The sequence below is a fragment of the Nocardiopsis protaetiae genome (genome assembly GCF_045446735.1).
In the GTDB taxonomy this organism is placed as follows: Bacteria; Actinomycetota; Actinomycetes; order Streptosporangiales; family Streptosporangiaceae; genus Nocardiopsis; species Nocardiopsis protaetiae.
Genome location: NZ_JBJJBV010000018.1, coordinates 1 through 22,851, shown reverse-complemented (window position 1 = coordinate 22,851; position 22,851 = coordinate 1). Strand labels below are relative to the sequence as shown.

Genomic DNA, 22,851 nt, shown 5'->3' with positions numbered 1-22,851 from the left:
GAGATGAGCCGCCGTCCCCCGCGTCGTGGAGACGCGGGGGACGATCACAGGATGTGCGGGTGGCACGGGACATCCGGTGAGAACTCAGATCTGGATATTGGGGAACTCGCCCATGTACACCCGGTCCATGTCCCGTTCGCTCAGAACACCTTGGTAGACGTGAACATCGTCGATATCGCCGGTCCAGTGGTAGCCGTTCCCACCCTGGAGCCGGGCCCCGCCGATGCGCAGCCCGCCTTCGGCTTGCCAGGCGTGGTCCACACTCGCACGGGCTTCTTCAATGCCGTTGATGTACAGGACCATCTCCTTGCGGGTGTGGTCGTAGACACCCACCAGATGAGTCCACTCACCCGACCGAGCCAGAGCAGTCGAATGGACACCACTCCATTCTTCGTCCCCGGTGGTGGGTTCGTCACCGGGTGAGAACCGGAAGGTCCACTTGCCGTTGGAGCCCCCATAACCCAACTGGAAGGCACTCTGGTGCTCCCCGGACTGGCTCACGGTGACGGCGTCCCTGCCCAGGGCGGATTCGTCCAGGCGCACCCAGGCGGCGACGCTGAAACTGCGGTCGGTGCGCAGCGCAGGCTCAGAGGTTTCGATGTGCTCACCATCACCGCCGAGCCGCACGCCGGGCGAGGCGGTGACATCGTTCTCCGCAAAGTTCCACGCGGACGAGGGGTCACCGTGCAAGGTGGCGTCCAGCCCGTGGTCGGTGGAGTCGACCACCTGCGTCCCGTCGTATTCGTCCAGGGTCCAGCGGCCCTCGGGAGCGACAGGGCGGTTCGCCAGGCGCCAGATCTCGTTCTCAAGCTCGCGGTCTGACAGGGGCTGGTGGTGAACCATACGGTCCCACACCCGAATGTCGTCGATCGCCCCGGGCCAGTAATGGTCTCCGACGCCCTGGGAAGGATCGCGGCCCACGGTCAACGGCCCTGCTGCGTTCCATTCCCCCGTGTGGGCGGCCTCGCCCTGCTCGACGCCGTCGACGTACAGGGTGAGCCCGCCGGTACGGGAGTCGAAAGTGCCGAGCAGGTGAGTCCACACGCCCACCTCCGCGGGCCGGGAGGACTCGGCCTCAGCCCAGGACCGAGACCCGCCCCAGTGTTCGTCCTCCGGCGACATCTTGAACACCCACCGACCGGTGTCACTCTGGTAGCCGAGGTGGAAAGCACTCTGCCGGGTACCCTCCTGGGCCACCGCGACATGGTGTGCGTCGGCGCGGTCCAACTTGACCCATACCGACACCGAGAATGTGCCGGAGGTGTCCACGGGAAGGTGGCCGGTGTCGATCTCGTCATAGGGGCCCGGGTCGCCATCGGTGTGACCACTGGTGTGCACGGCCGTGCCGGTCATACGCGGCTGCGGATTCGTATGGGGGTTCACGGTGGTACCGATGCGGCCCCGTACCCAATCGACGCCGTCAGAGAGGGTGGCACCGCGGTCGGGGTCAATGATGTCGGCGGCACGATTCCCCTGCCCCTCGTCGAAGCCGAGGTGAAGAATCGGGTTGCTGATCGGGGCGACCAGGAAGGAGTAGGACAGCACACAGTCGGAGGAGTTGCCGAAGGCGTCCACCGTGCGGGCGTAGATCCAGTTGGGCCCCTCCCGCCCGGGTGTGAGGGTCACCGTGACCGATCCGCCCGGGGTGGACGGGGTGGCCTTGATGGTGCAGGAGTCGTCGTTGAACCCGTAGTAGTACTCCTTGGCCGTCTCCACCCCGTTGTTGGTGAAGGTGAACTCGCCCGGCCTGCCGGGGGAGCCATGGGCTATGGCGTCGGCCGGGTAGTCGGCGGAGTCGACCGCCGGGCCCTGCTCCGGGCGGGACGTGTTGACCCTGAGATAGCACTCCGGGGACCGGTCCGACCACGAGATTCCGTCGTGGGCTCTGGCCGAGTAGGCGATCAGTTCGCCCTCGGGCAGGTCGGAGGCCTCGGCTGACTGGAAGGAACCCGAGGGCCAGGCCGCGACGTCGGTGGCCGGGCTCTCCACGCTGCCCGCTTGGGAGCCGCTGACGGACCAGGCGAACTCGGTCTTCACCTTCTGGGCCGCGCCCGGGGCGGAGTCGCGGTCGCGGACGTAGGCCGTGAAGGTGGGCGCGGTCTCGTTGATCAGCCGCGGGTCGTCGGGGTCGGTGGAGCAGGGGCCGCCGTGGGAGTCGGAGAGTTCGACGGGGACCTCGGGCGGGTTGCCTTCGCCGGTCGGTCCGACGGTGGGAACGTTCGGAGCTGCGAAGGCCGGCGGTTCCTGTTCCGCGTGGGCGGGGGTGAACAGGGCGGGGAGCAGGAGCACGGGGGTCAGCATCACGGCACCCCACGCCCGAGCACGGCGGGGCATGGCAGGGCTTCTTCCTCACCCAGGGCAGGGGGAACACCGAGCGGGGGCGCCGCACCATACGGGCGCGACTGGTGGTGGTCGTCCTGGGACAGAGCGAGACATTAGCGACCAGAAGTGAACAAGTGAATAGTGATGCATGTCACAGACATCGGATTCCGTGGCGTACCGGGCCCCTTTGTGCACGCGGGCGTTTCGAACCGCCTCCTGTCCTGATTCGGACAGGTACCGGGAGTTTGAAGCCCCATGGAATTCGGGAAGAGAGGTGGGCTTTTCCGCGCACTCCTGAAGTCCGGCCGCGCGACGGCCTCCGGGTGTTCGGTGAACGTTCACCCGCGCCCGGCGTTGCCTCACTCCTCCCCGGAGGGTGCCCCGTCGGACCCGCGGGACGCCCTCCGGGGCGTCGGCCGCTTCGGTTCCGGTGCCGTGGGCGCCGACGGGCGCCCGCGCAGGACCAGGGTTCCCGCGGGGGTGAGGGCGCCCGCCACGCCGGTGGTGAACCACCCGTCCCGGAAGACGGCGCCGCTCTCCCGGGGTGCCCGCCAGTAGGAGGAGGCGACGGCCGGGCCCCCGGCCTCCATGACTCCGCCCGGAGTGAAACGGACCTTCATCCCCGGCACCAGGCGCCCCATGGTGCCGGGCGCGCACGTTCCGGTGATCTCCAGGCCGAGGGGACCGGAGCACGCGGTGAAACCGAAGTACTGCACCACCGGCATGCCGGCTCCGGTGAAGAAGTAGGACAGGTCGTCCGGGACCCGTCCCGGGCAGAGGATCAGCCGGACCCGTCCCCCCAGTCGTTCGCGCATCCGTGCGTACAGCCATGCGTGCATGGAGTGGGAGATGGTCCGCCACAGCCCGCGGCGTCCACCGCGGCCGAAGAGCACGGCGTGTTCCACGGCGGCGTTGAAGGCGTTGAGGTTGTCCCAGCCGGGCTTCTCCGCCTTGCCCGTCTCGTAGGCGTGTTCGGCCTCGAAGACGTGCTTCAGGTGTGTGCCGTTGGCGATGAGCAGACCGGGGGAGTAGATCTCGACGGCGTCCATCAGGGGGGTGCCGCGGGCGGGGAATCCCAGGGGCACTCCCCAGCAGACCAGTGCCGCCAGGAGGGAGAGGGAGGTCCACCCGTTGAGGGGCAGGGGGAAGAGCGCGCCGTCGTGCACCGGGTTCTCGGCGGCCAGGGGCCTCAGACGGCGCAGCTGCCCCTGAGCGGAGGCCAGGAGGTTGCCGTGGGTCAGGGCCACCGCGGGGTTCTTCCCGTTCTCGGAGGGGTAGATCACCGCGGCGGGGTCGTGGGGTGAGGCGTCCGCGCGTCGGAGGGCCACCGCCGTCGCCGCCATGTACATCCCGGGAGCGGCGACGTCCTGGAGCCTGTCCCGTTTTCCGTCCCGTCCCTGTTCCGCCGGGCCGAGGTTCCAGGCGCGGAGCAGTGAGCGCAGCCCGGGGCGGACGGCGGTGACCGTTTCCGCGTGCGCCCTGGTCTCGACCACGACCGCCGCGGGGTGGCTGTCGGCCAGAATCCGTGTGAACTGCTCCACCGGCGCCGAGGGCGGGACGGGGACCACGACGGCCCGCACGGTCCACGAGGCGAAGACGAGGACGACGGAGTCGTAGTCGGTTCCGCAGGCCAGCACCACGCGGTCGCCCGCGTCGACCCCTACGGCGATCAGGCCCTTGGCCGCCCTGGTGACATCACGGAGGAAGTTCACGGGGCTCACCTCTTCGAAGTGGCTCCCCCAGTGGCGGGCGAATCCCCCTTGAAGTCTTTCAGGACCAAAGTCCAGATGAGGTATGGCGCCGAGAGTGTCGATCTTCTCCCATGGAGCCGATATCCGGCTTTCGCCCCTCCGCATGCTTGGCCTTTCGTACCGGAAGAGTTCGTCATGGCGAGCTGGTCGCGAAGTTTCCTCGGCGTTGAGAAATTCCCCGCCTCCGGGGGTCGAGCCTATCGGCCTCCCATCGCCGTGTCTACGGGATCCCCGCCGGACCTGGTCCGTCCGGTCGACCTCGCGGGAACCGAGAACCATATGACCCTCAATTCAATGATCATATGAATTGCCGACCTCCGGCGACACCCCAATGGAAGGCCAACGGCGTCGACCGCGACTCGAAGTGAAAGCGGCATCGACACGGGGCCGAAGTCTTTGTCGGCCTTGTAGTTTCTTTTGTCGGGGTGATATAAGAAGTTGTCGTCGAGTCAAAGTCGCATAATTTGCGGACTTTGTCCTTTTTGTGGCAGTGATCCCACTTGTGTTACCCCTCTTCTGCGATTGCGAGGTTTTACGTGTCCTTCCGCGGAGACGTCTCCCCCGACCCGCTCCCCGGGAGTGCCGATGGGAACACCTTCGACGCCCGTCCGCGGCAGCAGGCCGCAGAGGAGGAGAGGATCGTCAAGACGGCGCTGGCGGAGCTGCCGCCGGGTGGGACGGTCCTCCTGGAAGGCGACGACCTCGCCCTGGGGATCGCCTCCCACCTGCCCGCGGACCAGGGCCACACGGTCGTGACCACCGCGCCCCGCACCGCTCTCGCGCTCAGCCGGCGAACCGACATCGACCTGTACTGCGTCGGAGGCCGCTATGACAACCGGGTCGGCGGGGATCTGATCCAGCCGATCGGCGCCTGGGAGCGCATCTTCGCCGAAATACGTGTGGACGTGGCCTTCATCGGCGCCGAAGGGGTGTCCGCGCAGCGCGGCCTCACCGTCGGAACCCACGCCGGGAGCTCCGTCAAGAAGGCGGCGACGGGCATCGCCGCCAAGACCGTCGTCCTGGCCGACCACACCCGTTTAGGACACAGCAGCACCTTCCGGTTCGCCCGCCTGAGCGAAGTGGACTGCCTGATCACCGACTCCGGTGCCGCCCCGGAACAGCTGCGAGAGCTGCGCACCCGGGTCGAACGGCTGGTCGTGGCCTGAACACGGGCCGCGCCGGCGCAAGAGCCCTCTCCCCGAGCATCCGTTCCCCCGCCCCCCGATCCCCCGACAGAGAGTTCGCCATGGTGGAAGACAACGACGCCCCCGAAACCCCGACCGGCTCCCCAGTCAAGGCCGATCGGCTGCGCTCCACCGCCCAGCGCTTCGGCGGGTTCCTGGCGGCGATGGTCATGCCCAACATCGGGGCGTTCATCGCCTGGGGGCTGATCACCGCCCTGTTCATCGAAACGGGATGGATGCCCGATGAACGCCTCGCCGTACTGGTCGACCCCATCCTCCTGACCCTGCTCCCTGTCCTCATCGGCTACACCGGAGGCCAGCTGGTGCACGGCCAACGGGGCGCCGTCGTCGGCGCCCTGGCCACCGTGGGTGTGGTCGCGGGGGCCGACATCCCCATGTTCCTGGGGGCCATGGTCGTCGGCCCCCTGGCCGCCTACGTCGTCCGTGTCTTCGATCGCCTCGCGGAGCCGCACATCCACGCCGGGTTCGAGATGCTGGTCAACAACTTCAGCGCCGGGATCCTCGGCGGTGCGATGGCGATCGTCGCGATGCTGGGGATCGGCCCCGTGGCCAGGACCGTGACCGAGGCCCTCGGCGACGGGGTGCAGTTCCTCATGGACCACGGCCTGCTGCCCCTGGTGTCCCTCCTCGTCGAGCCCGCCAAGATCCTGTTCCTCAACAACGCCATCAACCACGGGGTCCTGGGGCCCCTGGGGGTGGTCCGGTCGGCCGAGACGGGGAAGGCCATCGAGTTCCTCATCGAGACCAACCCCGGGCCCGGTCTCGGGATCCTGCTGGCCTGCCTGTTCTTCGGGCCGAAGATCAGCCGGGCCACCGCCCCCGGGGCCATCATCATCCAGTTCCTCGGAGGCATCCACGAGATCTACTTCCCCTATGTCCTGGCCCAGCCCCGGCTCCTCCTGGCGGCCATCGGCGGCGGCGTCAGCGGAGTGATCACCTTCATGACCCTGGACACCGGCCTCATCGCCACCCCCTCGCCGGGCAGCATCATCGCCCTCATGACGGTCGCGCCCCCCGGGGAGCACGTGGCGGTGCTGACCGGGGTCGGCGTCTCCACCCTGGTCTCCTTCGGGGCGGCCTCCGCGCTGCTCGGTTTCGGGCGCGGGGAGTCGTCCAAGCGGAAGCGCCAGGACTTCGCCGGCCCGCGCCACCGCATTTCCTGATGACACCGCGTTTCCCGATGACGCCGATATCACCGTCGGCGGGGGGCGGCGCGGGTCCAGCGGCGGTCGAGTTCGGGGGCGAGGGTGCGCATGAAGGTGGCGCCGATGTGGCTGGCGTCCCAGTACACGAGTAGGTTGCCGATGACCGGTCGGCACACGTCGGCGTCGCAGAACACGTCGGTGAGGTCCAGGACCGTCACGTTCGCGGGCAGGGCGGCGCCCTTGAGCGGGGAACGCGGGGCCAGCGAGTCGCCCGGCGCGGTGGTGCAGGCGTCCGGGTCGGCCTGGCCGACCGGATCGGACGGGGCCGCCCGGGCCAGGCATTCGGGCACGTCGAACCCGAACCTGGGGGTGTCGCGGACCGCGACCACGTCGATGCCGAGCTCCCCCAGCTCGCGCCAGCGCTCCACGTACCCCTCCACCACCTGTTCCTCCCCGAAGCCCGCGGAGGAGTCCAGGCTGGTGGTGGTCCCGGTGGTGAACACGGTGTCGGGCCGCAGCCGCCGCAGTTCGGCCATCACGCCCCGGTTCCACCGCGCGCAGGAGGTGTACGGCTCGCCCTTGTAGGTCTGCGGGGCGTCGGTGAACAGGCAGGCGCCCTTGACGATGTTGAGCAGCCGCCAGTCGTGTTCCAGGGCGAGGGCCTCCAGGGCCGGGAACCAGTGCGCGGCGTGCGAACCGCCCACCAGCGCGACCGTGCGCACGGGACGGTCGGACCCGTACTCGCAGACGATGACCTCGGCGTCCGCGGTGGTCTGGTTGCAGCCGTCGGCGTAGGTGGCGGGCGCGTCCTCGGCGGCCAGTGCCGGGGGCGGGTAGACCGGCAGGCCGGGCGGGGCGGGCACGCCGCGGGTGACGGCGGCGCCCGGGTAGCTGTGGCCGTCGGCGAGCAGGGCGTCCCAGCGGGCGCGTTCGGCGGCCTGGGCGCCGGTCCAGGCGCCGGCCGCGCCCAGGGCCGGGAGGAGGAAGGCCATCGCCACGGCCGTGCCGCGCAGGGCCGCCCGGCGGCCCGGGCCCCGGCCTGGGCCCGACCCGCGGCCGAGGGCGGCGACGCGGTCGGCGAGCGGGGTGGTGGCGGCCGCGGCCAGCACCGACGCCGCCAGGACGGCGGCCCCGCCCACGGGGGTGGCCAGGTCGCGTTCGGTGGCGGCCAGGTAGAAGACCAGGATCGGCCAGTGCCACAGGTACAGGGCGTAGGAGATGGAGCCGAGGTAGCGCAGCGGCCGGGAGGACAGCAGCCGGTCGGCGCCCGTGGGCGGGCTGTTCGGGGCGCCCGGGGTGCCCGCTCCGCTCGGGGAGCCCGCGACGATGACGGCCGCGGCGGCCAGGGTGGGCCACAGCGCCGCATACCCCGGGAAGGCCGTGGACACCTGGAGCAGCACCCCGCACAGCACCAGTGCCGCCAGCCCCGCCCAGCCCAGGAGCGCGCGCACCGCCCGGCCCGGGCGCAGCCCCGGCAGCAGCAGGGCCAGCAGCCCGCCGAGCGCGAGCTCCCACAGCCGGGCCCCGGTGTCGAAGTACGCCCAGGGCTGGTTCTCGCGGGTGAGGGCCACCGAGTAGGCGAGGGAGAGCGCGAAGACCGCCGTCAGCGCCCAGAACAGCGGCCTGCGCGGGTCGCGTCCGGCCCGGCGGGCGAGCAGCACCGTTCCGGCGACGAGCGCGGGCCACAGCAGGTAGAACTGCCACTGCACCGACAGCGACCAGAAGTGCTGGAACGGGTCGGGGACGCCGTCCCGGGCCAGGTAGTCGACCGCGTTCAGGGCCAGGCGCCAGTTGGTGTGGCCGAGCAGGGCCGCGACCGCGCCGTCGGGGGCCTCGCGCCACCGGGTCTGCGGCAGGAACAGCCGGGTTCCGACCAGGGTGAACACGGCGACCACGGCGGCGGTGGGCAGCAGGCGGGCGGCCAGGCGGGCGAGGAACGCGCCGTAGCGGACGCCGCCGCCGGTGGCGGCGCGCAGCAGGGAGGCGGTGACGAGCAGGCCCGTGAGCATGAGGAACACGTCGACGCCGCCGGAGACCCGGCCGAGCCAGATGTGGTAGGCGGCGACCAGGAGCACGGCCACGGCGCGCAGGCCGTCGATGCCGGGCCGGTGCCCGCCGGTGCCGACCTCGACGGGTCGGGTGCGGGCGGTTCCCGGGGGGCAGGTGGGAGGGGGCACGGGTACCGTTCGCTTTCACGGGGTGCGGGGGAGAGCGAACATCCTGCCCCACCGGGGTGACCTGCGGGGATACTCGGGTTGAACGCGCTGTCACCGCCGTGTCACGGTGGCCGTGGCCATGGCCGTGGCCTTGGCCATGGCCGCGCCTGCCGCCGTTGCCGGGTCACCGCCGCCGTGGCCGCGATCGTGGCCGTGGCCGTGCTCGCACGTGTGGCCGTTCCGGTGGTCGTAGTCGTGACCGTGGTCGTGCTCGCACGTGTGGCCGGACCGGTGTGGTCGTGGCCGGGACCGTTCCGGTACTCGTAGCCGTGGCCGTTCCGGTGCTCGTGGATGTGGCCGTGCCCGTGCCCGGGCGGGCCGGTGGTCAGGGTTTGCGGGCCAGCCCGCAGTACTGGTCCACGTGGGCGGGGTCGCCGACCTCGGCCCCGTTCGGACGCCACAGGGACGCCGAGACCACGCCCGGTTCGACCAGGTCCAGCCCGTCGAAGAACCCGGCGATCTGCTCCGGCGTGCGCAGGTGGTAGGGCAGGGCGGCGGTCTCGTTCCACCGGCGGGCCGCCTCCACCATGGGTTCGCTGGTGTCGGTGCCGTCGCACAGGGCGAAGAAGCTCCCCGGGGGCAGGGCGTCGACGTAGGCGCGGGTGAGGGCGTAGGCCGCGGCGGTGTCCTCGGTGTGCCCCATGGTGCCCAGGATCGTCAGGCCGATGGGGCGGGTGAAGTCGAGGTGGTCGCGGGCGGCGGCCAGCACCTTGTCCGGTTCGCGCAGGTCGGCGTCGATGTAGTGGACGCCGCCCGCGTCGTCGCCGGTGAGCAGCGCCCGGGCGTGGGCCAGGACCATGGGGTCGTTGTCGACGTAGACGACGGTGGTGTCGGGGTCCACCCGCCGGGCGACCTCGTGGGTGTTGTTGTGGGTGGGCAGGCCGGTGCCGACGTCGAGGAACTGGCGGATCCCCTCCTCGCGGGCCAGGTGGGTGACGGCGCGGACGAGGAAGCCCCGGTCGGCGCGGGCGGCCTCGACCATCTCCGGGTAGGCGGCGAGCACGTAGTCGCCGACCTCGCGGTCCACGGGGTAGTTGTCCTTGCCGCCGAGCCAGTAGTTCCAGACGCGGGCGGAGTGGGCCGTGGTGGTGTCGATGGGGGGCCGGTGCTCGTCGGGCGAGGGGGCGGTCATGGTGTGCGTTTCCTCCGTTACGGTGTGTACCGCGCGACACGGGCATTCTCGTCTCTTGGCGGGGTCCGCGCAATGGGAAAGCCTTGCGGAGCAAGGGTTTCCGGTCGTCCGGTCGCCTGGTCCTCCGGGCCCCGCGTGTGCCGTGTGGGCCGAGGAGGGGTTCGGCCGGGTCCGCGTACGCGGGGTGGGGCGATCGCCGGGGTCGCCGGTGCCCGGCCGCGCCCCCGGGCCCGCGTGCGCGGGGTGGGGTGAGGAAGGGTCCGGCCGAACCCCTCGTGCGTAGGGTGGGTACGGACGGAGGGAGCCGGAGGGAGCCGGTCATGGGACACCTCGTACCGCCCGGGGCGCGGGAGGAGTACGTCGACGTCGGGGCCGGGCGCCTGCGGGTGCTGCGGGCGGGCGCCCCGCGGCCCGGTTCCGTTCCCCTGGTGCTGCTGCACGGCAGCGGCACGGACGGCGCCGCGATCTCCTGGTATCGGCTGCTGGAGCCGCTGTCCGCCGACCGCGAGGTGTGGGCGCCGGACCTGCCCGGGTGGGGCGGCAGCCTGGCGGCCGGGCCGGTGGGCGGACCGCGGGAGCTGGCGGCGGTCGTGGACGAGGCGATGGGCGCGCTGGGGGTGGGGCGGGCGATCGTGGCCGGGGTGTCCATGGGCGGCGACATCGCGCTGAACCTGGCCCTGGAGCACCCCGACCGGGTCGCGGGGCTGGCGCTGATCGCCTCCGCCGGGCTGATGCCGCGGCTGCGCGACCGGTTCACGCAGGCGGGGGCCTGGGCGGCGGTGCACGCCCCCGACCCCGTGGTGCTGACCGCGTTGTGGCTGGTCAACCGGTTCTTCAGCGGTACGGCCGTGCGGGCCGTCGTCAGGAACCCGGCGGCGATCCCGGGGCCGGTGGTGGAGGAGTTCACCCGTGAGGCGCGGCGGCCGGGTGCGTCCCTGGGGTACCTGCACTACAACCGGGCCATCGTGGGGCGGCGCGGCATGGCCAACGACCTGAGCGAGCGGGTGCGGGGGGTGGGGGTGCCCACGCTGTTCTTCCACGGGGAGGACGATCCGTTGGTGGACCCGCGCGGGTCCCGGCGGGCGGCCGGGCTGATGCCGCGGGCGCGGCTGGTGCTGGTGCCGGACTGCGGGCACTGGGCGCAGGTGGAGCGGCACGACCGGTTCCTGGTGGAGATGCGGGAGTTCTTCGGGTTGGGCGGGTGAACGGGGGCGTGGGGTCGGCCGGGCTGGGGGCGGCGGGACGCGGGGGCGGCAGGGCGCGCGGTGACCGGGGGCGCGGGTGAGCGGGGTCGCCGGGGCGGCGGGGCGGAAGGTGACCGGGGGTGGACGGAACGGGTCGCCGGGTGACCGGAGGCGGAGGGCGGGGTGACCGGAGACCCCTGCCTTGCGGGACACTCCCACGGCTCCGGCGTCCAGGCGCGCGCCTGTGGTGACGGATGGGCGAACAGTGTGCGAAAGCGGACGGAAAGCCCGTTCCGGGGACGGGGAACCGCCCTAGGATCGTCGCGATCGCCGGGTGGGCCGGGTGGTGCGGCCCCGGCGTCCGACGGCGGAGTGACACGGGGCGGGAGCGCGCATGGGGATGGAGATCCCCGACGAACTGGCCAACCTCTTCTACGGACTGACCGGCACCAAGTGGCCCAAGGTCGACGAGGACCGGCTGCGGGACTTCTCCGACCTGTACGCGACCGTCGAGTACATCCTGGCCACCGAGCTGCCCGAGCTGGTGGTGGTGCTGCGGCGCAAGGTGCAGGCCACGTTCGACGGCCGGACCACGAAGTACTTCGAGAACTCCCTGGCCCAGTTCACCGCCGGGGAGCGGGACTACATCGGCGAGTCCGCGCGGCTGGCCGGGGAGATCCGCACCTACGCCAAGGACGCGGCCAACCAGGTCGAATACGCCAAGTGGATGATCATCGGCCAGCTCATCCAGCTGGTGCTGGAGATCGCGTGGGCGATCGCGACGGCCAAGTTCACCTTCGGGGCGACGCTGAAGTTCATCCCCATCTTCAGGTTCATCCGCAACCAGGTGATCCAGCGGATCCTGCGGTGGCTGGTGTGGAACCTGCTGAGCCACCTGTTCGTGGCGCAGCTCTTCGGCACGACGATGGACCTGCTCATCCAGCGCATCCAGATGGACCAGGGGAACCGGGAGGAATGGGACAAGGAGCTCACGCGGATGGCGGCCGCGGGGGCGTTCGTGGAGGGGCTGCTGAGCGCGGGGCTGTCGTTCGGCGCGGACGTGTTCCTCAGCGGGCAGCTGGCGAAGCTGTTCGGGAAGAACCTGCCCGATCCGCCGGGGCCGCCGCCGCCCGTGCGCGACATCGTTCCGGAGCCGCCGCCGGGGCCGCCGACCGGACCGCCGGTGCGCGACGCGGGGCCGACGCCGACGCCGCGTGACATCCCGGACCCCGACCCGGCGCCCCCGCCGCGCGACACTCCCGGCCCCGGGCCGGTGTCCGGGCCGCGGGACACCCCCGGCCCCGGGCCGGTGCCCCCGCCGCGCGACACCCCCGGCCCCGGGCCGGTGTCCGGGCCGCGGGACACCCCCGGGCCGGGCCCGGCGCCCGCTCCCCCGCCGCGGGAGGTGCCCGACGGGGGGCCGGGGAATGGCGGGGGGTCGGGGCGCGGCGGCCCGGCGGCGCCGACGCCGCTGCCGCCGCCGGGGAGCATCACCCCGGAGTTCAACCGCGACCTGGTGACGGTGTTCGCGCGCAACTCCAACGAGTTCCTGAGCGCGGTACAGCGTCCCAACACGGCGAGCCGCGGCATGGGGCACCCGGAGCGGTTCATCGACGGGTCCGGGGACCTGTTCGCCCGCCACTTCGGGGGCGCGCTCGGTGCCGACGCCGCCCGGAACCTGGGGCGGGAGTACGCCGAGACGCTGCTGCGCACGTGGAACACGCCGCGGATGAACTCCGCGCTGGACGATGTGCTGGGGGGCGCGCCGCTGCCCCAGAGCACCCGGGACCACCTGGCGCGGGACGTGCCGGACGCGTTCGGGCGGACGGTGGCCGACTTCGGGAACCGGTGGAGGGACCGGGCGACGGCCCTGGGGATCGGCGCGGGGTCGGGGGCGTTCGAGGGGTACTTCGGCGAAGGGCTGACGAACCTGGCGTTCTCGCCCGAGCACGAGTGGAAGGCGTCGGGGATGTCGGCGGTGGCCGGCGCCGCGAGCTCGGTGGTGCACGACCTGGCGGTGACCGGGGGGCTCCGGGCCATCGACGCCCTGGGGAACCTGCGCGACCTCAACGACCTCCCGCTGCCGGAACCGGGCGGCGGCGGGTCCTCCGGCGCGCCGCCGCGGGGGGACGGCGACGGGTCCGCCGGGACTCCGGGAGGGTCGGGAGGGTCGGGAGGGTCGGCGTCCGGGGCGGGCGGGGCGAACGGGTCGCGGGGTGGGGGCCTGGCGTTCGAGTCGGGGGACGACGCGCCGGTGCTGCGGCTGCGGGGCGGTGGCGGGGACGACGCGTCCTCCTTCGGGGACTACGGGGACTTCGACAGCGATGACGACCGTTCGTCGACCGCGCCTTCGGAGAGCGGGAACCGGGGTCGGGACGACGAGGACGACGGAAACGATGCGGACGACGAGTGGTCCTCGCTCGCACCGTCGGAGAACGAGGGGACGTCCCGGGACGGCGCCTCCGGTACAGGACGACCCGGTTCGGGCGAGGAGCGCCCTGCGGAGGATACGGGTGGCGGAGGCCGGTCGGCGGCGGATGGGGAGTCCGCGGCCGATACGGAGGGCGGTGGCCGCAGGGGCCGGTCGGGGCCGGTCGACGGTCAGGACGGGGAAACGTCGGCCGACATGGGTGGGGGCGACCGCGGGGATCGGTCGGGGCCGTCCAACGGCCAGAGCGGGGCGAACACGGGCGGGGAAGGCGGCCGCGGGGATCGGTCGGCGGCGAACGACGGCCCCGGCGAAGAAACCCGGGCGGATACGGGCGAGGGCGACCACGGAGGCCGGGCGGCGGAGGCCGACGGTTCGGGTGAGGGAACCTCGGCGGATACCGGGGGCGGAGGCCGTGGGGATCGGTCGGAGTCGGGTGGGGAGCGCCCTGCGGATACGGGGAGCCGCGGAGGCCGGTCGACGCCGATCGCAGAGGCCCCTGCCGACACCGTGGACGGCGGCCGGTCGGCGCCGCCGTCCGGCGGCCAGGGGGGACAAAGCGGACATGACACGACGAACGTCGGCGAGGTAGGTGACCGCGGAGAGCGTACGGATTCCACCACCATGCAGCAGCCTCCCCTGGTGACGGGTACCGGAGGTGGCCAGGGCGCACAGGCATCCCCCGAGAACCAGGGCGGAACGGGGGACGGCGCCGAGGCCGCGCGGACCCCGGCCTCCGGTGGCAGGGCGTTCAGCCGGGAAGGGCACGACACGGAGGGGGGCTTTCAGCGGATATCACCGGACGATGTCTCCGAGGACATCGACATCGGCGAGTTCTTCCGGTCCCTGACCGGGACCTCCGAGGTGTCCGGGGCCGAAGACACGTACACTCCGCCGCCGGTGGTGGCCGCGGCCACGCCGCCGCCCTCTCCTCCGTCCTCACCGCCCCTGCGCGCGGAGACCGCGGGCGGTGGCCCGGTACGGGAGGGTGCCCGCGATGGCGCGACCTCAGCGACGGACCCGACAGCGGCCGAGATCCCGTCCGACACCGAAGGGGACGGCTCCTCGCAGGTGGTGGAGCAGGTCTCCGACGAGGTCCGCCCACTGCGGACGGAGAGCACGGACGCGGAGACCACCGCCGACACCATCACAGAGGAAGAGGGCGACACCCCGCAGACCGTGGAGCGGGAGGTTCCGGAGACGGAATCCGACAGCGACGTGGAGGAGGCGCCCGCCGACGAGGCGGAGCGGCGGGACGGCCATGAAACCGACCCCCCGGGCGAGGAGGGCCGCCGCACCCCCGTGGAGACCACCGGGGACCACGACACGACCCACACCACCGAGGTCACCGAGACCCCCGCGCCCCGCGAGGAGGCCCCTCCCCCGCCCGGCGAGGAGGAGGCCGCCGACACGCGGCGGCTCAACTACATCATCGAGTCGCGCTGGGTCGAGTCCTACGGTGTCCGGGTCGACCCCGACACCGTCCTGGGCACCCTCGCGACCCTGCCCCCCGACGTGCGCGCCGCCCTGCGCAAGGACCTCGCCAAGGACCCCCGCGATTTCTTCTCCCCCCACGGCGTCCGCCGCACCGCCGCCGACGGCCGGACCTTCACCCTGCGGCTGAGCACCGACGACGCGTGGCGCCCCGGCGGGCGGGACCGCCCCGGCGCCGCCGCGTCCGCCAAGTACAAGGGCCTGCACGACGAGCAGACCCAGACCTCGCGGGGCGAGTCCGGGCTCGTCGGCTCGGCGCGCCGACCGGTCGTGAGCGTCCAGGCCAACCTCCTGGGCGTCGACGGCATCCCCGCCCCCGCGGTGGGCCTCCGCGGTTCGGCGTTCGCCGGTTCGGCGGTGCAGCAGCAGTCCGGCGACGCCGGGCACACCCAGCTCCTGACCACGGAGATGACCGGCGCGGGAACGACCTTCGGCAGCGACCTCACGGTCACCTGGCGGGTCGACGGGGATCCGCCCCCGGCGGCGGTCCCGCCTGTGGGAGACGGCGCCATCGCGTTGGCCGACCCGCGCGATCCGCCGCCGGCCCGGATTCCGCACGGGGTGGAGCTCGTCCTGATGGGCGGTTTGCAGACCCGCGACGACCTGCCCGCGGCGATCACGTTCGCGGACCCGCTGGCCCCGCCGCCCGCGCCCCCCGCCGACGGCGACGGCGACGGGGGTCCCACGCCCGGGCACGGCGGTTTCCTGGCCAACTCCCACCCCGTCTCGGTCGACTCCATCACCCGCCGCCACGACGGCTCCGCGGAGCCCGGTTCCTCCGGCGAAGGCGGTACCGGGCCGACCGCCCTCAACTCCTGGATCGCCGACCGCCTCGGCTTCGAACCCCCCGGGACCGGGTCGAACGTCCGCCGCCTGCTGCACCGCCCCCGCCCCGGCAGCGGGGAGCCGACCGTGGTGGCCCACCGCAAGACCGGTTCCAGGGCCGAGCACCGGGAACTGGACCGGCGCGGGGTCATGGAGGTGTTCGCCGACGACATCGTCATGACCCAGCTGCCCACCATGACCGGCGAGCCCCGGACCCTGCGCGTGCCCGACGCCGACGGCGGAACGCGGCTGGTCACCCTCTGGTCGTACCCGACGTCCATGGAGCTCGTCCCCGACACCCCCAAGAACTTCAACATCAAGCTGACCGACCGCTTCGCCCGCGGGGCGAGCGTGCTCGCCAACCGTCTCAAGGGCTTCTTCGTGGCGGTGTCGGGCGGCGCGGTGATGCGGGTGCCCGGCGACGCGGTGCGGGTGGACGTCCCCTACTTCGAGGCGCGTTTCCAGAAGGTGTGGGCGCACGGCCGCGGGCGTTCGGACAACGCGTGGGACGCCCGCCTGTTCCACAGCACGGACACCGCCGTGTACCGGACCCGGCGCACCATCGCCGTGTGGGTCGACGGCGACGACGCCCCGACCCTCTTCGACATGTCGGGGACCGAGGCCCTCACCGCGGACGACGCGCGGCGCCTGTACGGCGGGCGGCCCGAGGCGGACCCGGTGGAGACGACGGGCGACCCGTTCCTGGACCGCGAGGGCGGGCCGACGCACTTCGGCGACGCGCTGGTCCGCGACGTGACCTTCGACGACGGGGCCGAGGTCCGCACACCCGACGGCGGTCCGCCGCGGACGTTCTTCCGGGACTTCGCGCACAAGCTCCTGGTGGACATCGACCGGCAGTACCCGGGCCTGGTGCTGCCGCACCTGGCCCTCCCCGGAACCCCGGCGCCCCGGCGGTCGCACGCCGGGTGGAACCACCGGCGCAGCCTGAAGGTGGCCAAGGCCAACACCGAGACCGTGCTCGCGCAGGTCAACGCGGCCGCCTTCCGGGCCGACCGGGACCGCTGGCTGTCCGGGCAGATGGAAGTCAAACTTGTCGAGTCCAAGCTCCTGCCGGGCGGCAACGAGGTGAGGGAGCGCCGGTGGACGGTCCCCGACCACATCTCCGTGTGGCCCAAGGCCACGGTCACCGGCTACTCGGAGGCGACGCCCCTGGCGAAGTCGCACACCGGCACCACCACCGGTTCCTCGTCGGGCCTGGGCCGCCGGGACGGAACGGTGACCTCGGTGACCGCCGAGGGGCGGACCGGCGCGATCGTGCGCGGCGTCTCCGGGGGCGTGGACTCCTTCGGCAACCCCTCCCAGGCGGGGGGCGGGGGTTTCCGCGCGGCCAACGAGTTCCGGAGCAGGCGGCAGAGCGAATACGGCGTGTCCATGACCGGGGAGACGAACGTCAAGGACAAGAGCGGGAGCCGCCGGCTCTTCGCGGACGTGGAGTTCTCCGCCTGGATCGGGCCCGACGACGGGCTGGTCCCGCGCTCCTCCCGGTTCGAGGCGCCCGCGCGCACGGGGATGGCGCGCGATGTCTTCGGCGAGGGCACCGCGGCCGGGCCCGCCCCCCGGGCCGCGGTGGAGCTGCACGCGCCCCGGGTGGGCCGCCGCGTTCCCCTGGACGCCCCGCCGGAGGGGGGACCCGCGGCGCCGCGGCGGCTGCCGGCGTCCACGGCGGCCCGGCTCTTCGGGCAGGGGCCGTTCGGGTTCGTCAACGACGGCGCGCCCGTGGTGCGGTTCCGGTCGGCGGCCGCTCCGCCGCTGTTGTCGAGCATCACTGAGGTGACCGAGACCCCGGAGACCGGGACCGCGGAGGCAGAGACCGCGGAGACCGGGCCCCCGGGCACGGACGGCACGGCGCCGGTCCGGACGGAGCCCGGGACGACCTCGGGGACCACGGACGGCTCCGTTCGGCCGCGGACGACTCCGGGAACGACCGCACGGACCACGGACGACCCCGCGGACACCCGGACCGGAACGGAGGGGACCCGGGACAGGGCGGAGGAGACCCGGGACGGGGACACCCGCGGACGCGACGCCCGGGACACGGACACCCGTGAGCGGACCGGGTCCGGCACCACGGGGCGCGACGTCCGGCGGACCGACGCTCCCCCGCCCCTGGAGATCGAGCGCACCGACCGGGCGCGGCGCCTGTCCGGGCTGTTCTCCAGCGTCCAGGCCTTCAACCCCGCGGTCCGGAACCGCGGCCCCCGCGTGATCACCGTCGCCTCGCTCACCTACGCGGGCCTGGACCGCGACCACTGGTCGTTCTCGCGGACGGTGTCGGCGCGCGACGGCGGCGCGGCCGTCGTCTCCGCACACACCTCCCCCCAGTCCCTGGCCGCCTCCCCCGGCCTCCAGCGCAGGCTCGGCGACCGCTTCCGGATCCAGCTCGACGACGGTCCCGCCCCGTGGCGGGCCCGGCCGACGACGGCGACCTGGTACGTGCCCACCCACGTCGTGTCGGCCGCCCTGCGCGAGTTCGCCGTCATGGAGCCCAACCAGGTGCAGGAGATCTCGTTCGGCACCGGGCGGGCGCGGGAGAGCGTGTTCACGATGGCCGTGGCCGCCCGGGGGATCTTCAACCCGCAGCCGACGGCCGAGAGCCCGGGCCAGGCCCCGCGCGGTTCCGCCGGCCCCATCGTCCAGCCCGGCCTGGACCTGCGGTACACACCGCACGGGCACGGGCGCAGCGACACGTCCTCGGTGTCGTACCGGGCCCGGCGGGAGCTCAAGTTCACCGGCGCCACCTTCGAGTTCATCACGCACGGTGTGCTGGTGCAGGCGACCGAGCACAAGAGGGACTTCGACCTGTTCTTCTCCGTGCCGCGGTCGCCGGGGGACGACAGTTACTCGGCCTGGACGGCTCCGGTCCGCGACGCCCAGAAGACCATGGTGCCCGCGCTGTGGGTGTTCGCCGAGGGGCTGGTGCACGACCGCCTCACCTGGCACGCGGACGGCCGGATCGAATTCGGCGCCCAGCCCCCGCCGCAGTCGCCTCCCCCCTCGCTCGAACTCCGGCGGGACCTGCCCGGCAAGGGGTACGACACCCGCCCGGTCGACGTCCCCTCGCTGGTCGACGACCTGGAGCAGCGGCTGCGGAGGGCCGGCTGGGAGCTGACCACCCACTCGCGCGAGGACGTCATCCACACGGTGAACTCGCACATCAGCCGGGGGCTGACGCACCTGCCCCGGCTGGACGTGCGGGTGCGCGACTCCACGGGCAGGTCGCGCGTCGCCCAACTCGACCTCTCGGTCTTCCGAGCCCCGGCCCGGGTCGAACACCTCGGCGGGCTGATGGAGTTCGTCGACCGCAACATCAAGGCGACCGGTGACACGCAGACGCAGACGCGGATCCGGGGGCACGGCGGCGGCGGGGCCGTCGATCTGCTCGGGCCGATCGGGAACCGGGAGGACCCCGGAACCGGGAGGCAGACGGGGGCCGTCAGCGCCGGCGGCACCCCCGCGTTCCGGCACCAGTCCCTCACCGAGGACTCCTCCTCCAGCGGGACCGCGCGCGAGGAGACGCAGGAACGGGTCGTGTTCACGCCCTACGCCGTCGTCACCTCCCCCACCCGGGTGGACGCGCGCCTCACCATCGGCGAGCAGGTGTACACGGCGTCGGCCTGGGACCGCGAGGCGGAGAGCGTGTACCCCCTGCCCTACCTGGAGGTGATGGCGCCCGGCGGGGAGGGTCCCCGGTCCGGGCCGCGGTACGAGCCGGCGACCATCGGGCTGGAGGACGCCGGCTCCTACCCCGACACCTGGGCCGCGAGTCGGACCGGGCCGGGCGGCGGCGGCTACCAGAACGGGGAGGGGGGCCTGAGCGAGATCCCCGTCGCGATCGAGAACGACGCGCGGGAGCTGCTCGACGCCGCCGTGGTCAACGCCGCGCTGGTCGACGGGTGGACGAGCCCCAACGGGCGGCTCGACCTCAACACCGCCGAGGTGGAGTCGGCCACCCGCCACCTGGAGGGGAGGATCTCGGCCATCGAGCGGACGGCGGGGGCCACCGCGCGGACGCACGAGATGCTGCTGCGTTCGCTGACCCCCGACGCGTCGCAGCGGCCCACCGTGCTGGCGGAGTACGGGGCGACGGCGGTCAAGGTGCGGGCGCTGTTCGACGTCCGGTCGGCGACAATCGAGTCGGTCGGCAACGAGAGCCGCGCCCGCGATTCGGAGCAGGAGGGCGGGCGCCGGTCGCAGACCATGAGCGTGCAGCAGGCGAACAACCTGGGGGTGGGCGGGCAGGCCACGGAGACGGGCCGGCCCGCGGACCGGATCCGGGAGAACCTGGACGCCGACTCCGCGGGGCTGCGCGGGGCCCGGGACGGGACCTCCGACGGGCAGCGGCACGGGGCGGTGGCGAGCGGGCCGGGCACCAAGAGGATGTTCCTCGTCCGGGTCCCGGCCCGGTGGCTGGTGTGGGCGGAGAGCGCCGACTCCGGGACTCAGCCGCGCGGGGGGCAGGTGGACGCCTCGGTGCTGCGCTGGGTCGACGAGGACACGGCGCGGTCGTGGGGGCTGGCCACCGACACGCCGCGGATCAGGCGGTACGCGGCGGCGGAGGCGGCGTTCACCGAGGCCGACGCGGCGTATTTCAAGGTGCGGGGGGAGCTCTTCGAGTACGTGGGGCAGGTCGACGACCCGGGGTCGGGGGGACGGACGTACCGGGGGCGGTACGAGGAGATGGAGACGGCCTACCGGGCGTTGGAGGCGGCTCGGAACTCGGCGATGCGGGAGCTGGTCGACGCGATGCGGGAACTTCGGGGGCCGCGGGCGGTGCCGGAGGACGGGCCGCGTGAGGAGGGGGAGGAGCTCGGGACGACTGGGACGACCGGGACGGTCAGGGCGACCGGGGAGGAGTTCGCCCTCACGAACGAGGACATCTACGACGCGACGCCGCCGGGATCGCCCCGGGCGGCCCCCGCGTCGGGCACCGGCACGGGAGCCGTTGACCGGGACGGCGCGTCCGACGACCTCGGCGGCGCGACCCCGCCGCGCACGCCACGGGTGAGACCGGCCGTGGACACCGATGAGCGATCCACACACCGTGAGGGCACCACCGACGACCTGGACGACATCTACGACGCCACGCCGCCGGGATCACCCCGGGCGGCCCCCGCATCGGGCACCGGCACGGGACCCATTGACCGGGACGGCGCGTCCGAAGGCCTCGATGACATCTACGACGCCACGCCGCTGGGAACCCCCCGGGAGGGTGCCGATGAGAGCGATTTCTTCGTCACCGACAGGGAACCCCGCGGCACGACCGCGTCCTCCGCATACCTGATGACCCCGGCGCTGCCCGCCGAATCCCCGACCGTGCGTGCGGACGACGCATCCGACGACCTCGGCACCGCAACCCCGCCGCGCACGCCACGGGTGAGACCGGCCGTGAACACCGATGAGCGATCCACCCACCGTGAGAACCCCTCCGAGGAACCGGGCGACATCTACGACGCGACACCGCCGGGATCACCCCGGGCGGCCCCCGCGTCGGGCACCGGCACGGGGGCCGTTGACCGGGGCGGCGCGTCCGACGACCTCGGCGGCGGCCCCGGTGCGGCCGCGCACAGCGGGCCTCGGCCCACCACGCTCGACGACTTCTACGACACCTACACCGGCGGGGACGACACCGCGCCGTCCACCCGCGGCAGGGAGCGGCCCACCACGCTCGATGACTTCTACGACCTCTACGCCGCTGAGGACACCGGCGGTTCCGGGGAGGGGGCACCCGCACGCTCCGTGCCCGTGAAGCCGACCGCCGACGAGAGCGGGAACGGCTCCACGGCGATCGGCGGGGACTCCGCTCCCGCGGGCAGCAGCGCGACCGGGGGCGGGCAGGAGCAAGGACCAGAGGACGCCGAGATCCCGGCGCGGGCTCCCACCGGGGCCGGCCATGACCGCCAGGCCGTGCTGAACGCCGCGTTCGCCCAGGTCCTTGCCCCGCAGCCTGCGGGTTCCGGCGACACGGGGCACGCGTCTCCCACCGTCGTTCCGGTGGCCGGAGGCGACCGGGGAGGGAACGCTGCGTCGGGGGCGCCTGGTACCCCGGCTTCGGAGGCGGGGTCCTTCCGGTGGGAGGGCGGCGACACGGACGCGGAAGGGGGATTTCCGCTGTTGTCGCCGGATGGCGGCTTCGGGAACACGGTCTCTCTGGCCGCGGCCGCGCCCCTGCCGCCCAGACCGGTGGGCACGGGCGGGGGCTCGGTCCGGGGCCAGGGCCGCACATCCGAACCGGACGGCGAGGCAGGGGACACGACACCGGGAGAGGCCGTCTCCACCGCTCCCGCAGAAATTAGCGAACGATCGTTCGCTAAAGAAAAGGAAGGCACACCACCCGTGGGGGCGGACACGGCTGAGAGTTCGTCCACTGACGAAGAGAACAGCCCGCCACCAGTGGCGACGGAGACGAGCGGGAACCCGTCCACCGCCGAGGAGGGCGGCATGCCACCGGTGGAGTCCGCCCCGGAGGAGGCGGGAGCCCCGAAGCCGGAGAGCACATCCGCCCCCGGGGACGGCGGCGTCCGGGAGAACAGCAGAGCGGACGTCCAGCCGTCGGCGGAGGAGGCCCACCGGTAGCGGCAGCCCGAACCGCCGAGGTCCGGAAACCCGCCGCGTCGGGTACACCCGCGCGTCGACGGGGGCTCGCGTGCCCGTCACCGGGCGGCATTAGACAACGGGGTGGGGCAGGGGCCGCCGGGCGTCCCGGACGGAGGGGCGGTGCTCCCGCACAGGAAGGGACGACGATGGCCGACAGCGATCTGACGGTGTTCCCCGACGAGATGGAGCGGGCCGGGCGGCAGCTGCGCGAACCGGGGCAGCTCGTCCGCGAGGCGTTCTCACGCCTGGTGGCGGAGCGTCAGGCGATGGGGGTCATCTGGGAGCCCGGGGAGGACATCGGGGACTCGCTCAACGAGAACCTCCCGCCCATGGTGAAGCTGCTGGACCAGTTCGGTGAAGCGCTGGCCGTGGCCTTCGACCGCACCGCCGACGGGGTGATGCTGTCGGCGCGCAACTACCAGAACGCCGAGGACCACGCGGTCGAGGTGAGTGACGGGTTGTTCGATGACGGCCCGGGTGGCCTCCCGGGGGCCGGGGGCGGTCGGCGCTGACCCGGCCGAATGGCGCGGGCCC

General features: G+C 73.1%; 9 protein-coding genes. 5 read left to right on the top strand and 4 right to left on the bottom strand.

All coding sequences use genetic code 11. From position 1 onward, the window contains the following. Positions 1-84 precede the first annotated feature (84 nt). Both ACJOT3_RS04860 and ACJOT3_RS04855 read right to left on the bottom strand, forming a co-directional pair. Entirely contained in the window at positions 85-2,301 is a 2,217-nt protein-coding gene (locus tag ACJOT3_RS04860; protein ID WP_406969204.1) for a LamG domain-containing protein, read from the bottom strand. A gap of 380 nt (positions 2,302-2,681) precedes the next feature. Next, complete coding sequence (locus tag ACJOT3_RS04855; protein WP_406969202.1) at positions 2,682-4,034, bottom strand: AMP-binding protein; 1,353 nt, start codon at positions 4,032-4,034, stop codon at positions 2,682-2,684. 575 nt (positions 4,035-4,609) lie between these two features. Here ACJOT3_RS04855 and ACJOT3_RS04850 point away from each other — a divergent pair. Together ACJOT3_RS04850 and ACJOT3_RS04845 are read left to right on the top strand one after the other, a co-directional pair. Then, a complete protein-coding gene (locus ACJOT3_RS04850; protein ID WP_406969200.1) occupies positions 4,610-5,239 on the top strand; it encodes a DeoR/GlpR family DNA-binding transcription regulator in 630 nt (209 codons plus the stop codon). Between the two features lie 80 nt (positions 5,240-5,319). Continuing rightward, positions 5,320-6,441: a PTS transporter subunit EIIC gene (locus ACJOT3_RS04845; protein ID WP_406969198.1), complete on the top strand. Its 1,122-nt coding sequence runs from the start codon at positions 5,320-5,322 to the stop codon at positions 6,439-6,441. A gap of 29 nt (positions 6,442-6,470) precedes the next feature. Here the strand turns inward: ACJOT3_RS04845 and ACJOT3_RS04840 are convergent, their stop codons facing one another. Further along, positions 6,471-8,600: an acyltransferase family protein gene (locus ACJOT3_RS04840; protein ID WP_406969196.1), complete on the bottom strand. Its 2,130-nt coding sequence runs from the start codon at positions 8,598-8,600 to the stop codon at positions 6,471-6,473. A gap of 364 nt (positions 8,601-8,964) precedes the next feature. Beyond that, entirely contained in the window at positions 8,965-9,771 is an 807-nt protein-coding gene (locus tag ACJOT3_RS04835) for an SAM-dependent methyltransferase (RefSeq protein WP_406969194.1), read from the bottom strand. Between the two features lie 320 nt (positions 9,772-10,091). Here ACJOT3_RS04835 and ACJOT3_RS04830 point away from each other — a divergent pair, with 320 nt between their 5' ends. The 3 genes from ACJOT3_RS04830 (at position 10,092) to ACJOT3_RS04820 (ending at position 22,829) form a co-directional block, all read left to right on the top strand. After that, positions 10,092-10,976: an alpha/beta fold hydrolase gene (locus tag ACJOT3_RS04830; protein ID WP_406969192.1), complete on the top strand. Its 885-nt coding sequence runs from the start codon at positions 10,092-10,094 to the stop codon at positions 10,974-10,976. A 373-nt stretch (positions 10,977-11,349) separates the two neighbouring features. Next, positions 11,350-22,296 carry a WXG100-like domain-containing protein gene (locus ACJOT3_RS04825; protein WP_406969190.1) on the top strand — a complete coding sequence of 3,649 codons (10,947 nt, stop codon included), beginning with the start codon at positions 11,350-11,352 and terminating at the stop codon, positions 22,294-22,296. A 167-nt stretch (positions 22,297-22,463) separates the two neighbouring features. After that, entirely contained in the window at positions 22,464-22,829 is a 366-nt protein-coding gene (locus ACJOT3_RS04820; protein ID WP_406969188.1) for a hypothetical protein, read from the top strand. Positions 22,830-22,851: the final 22 nt, after the last annotated feature.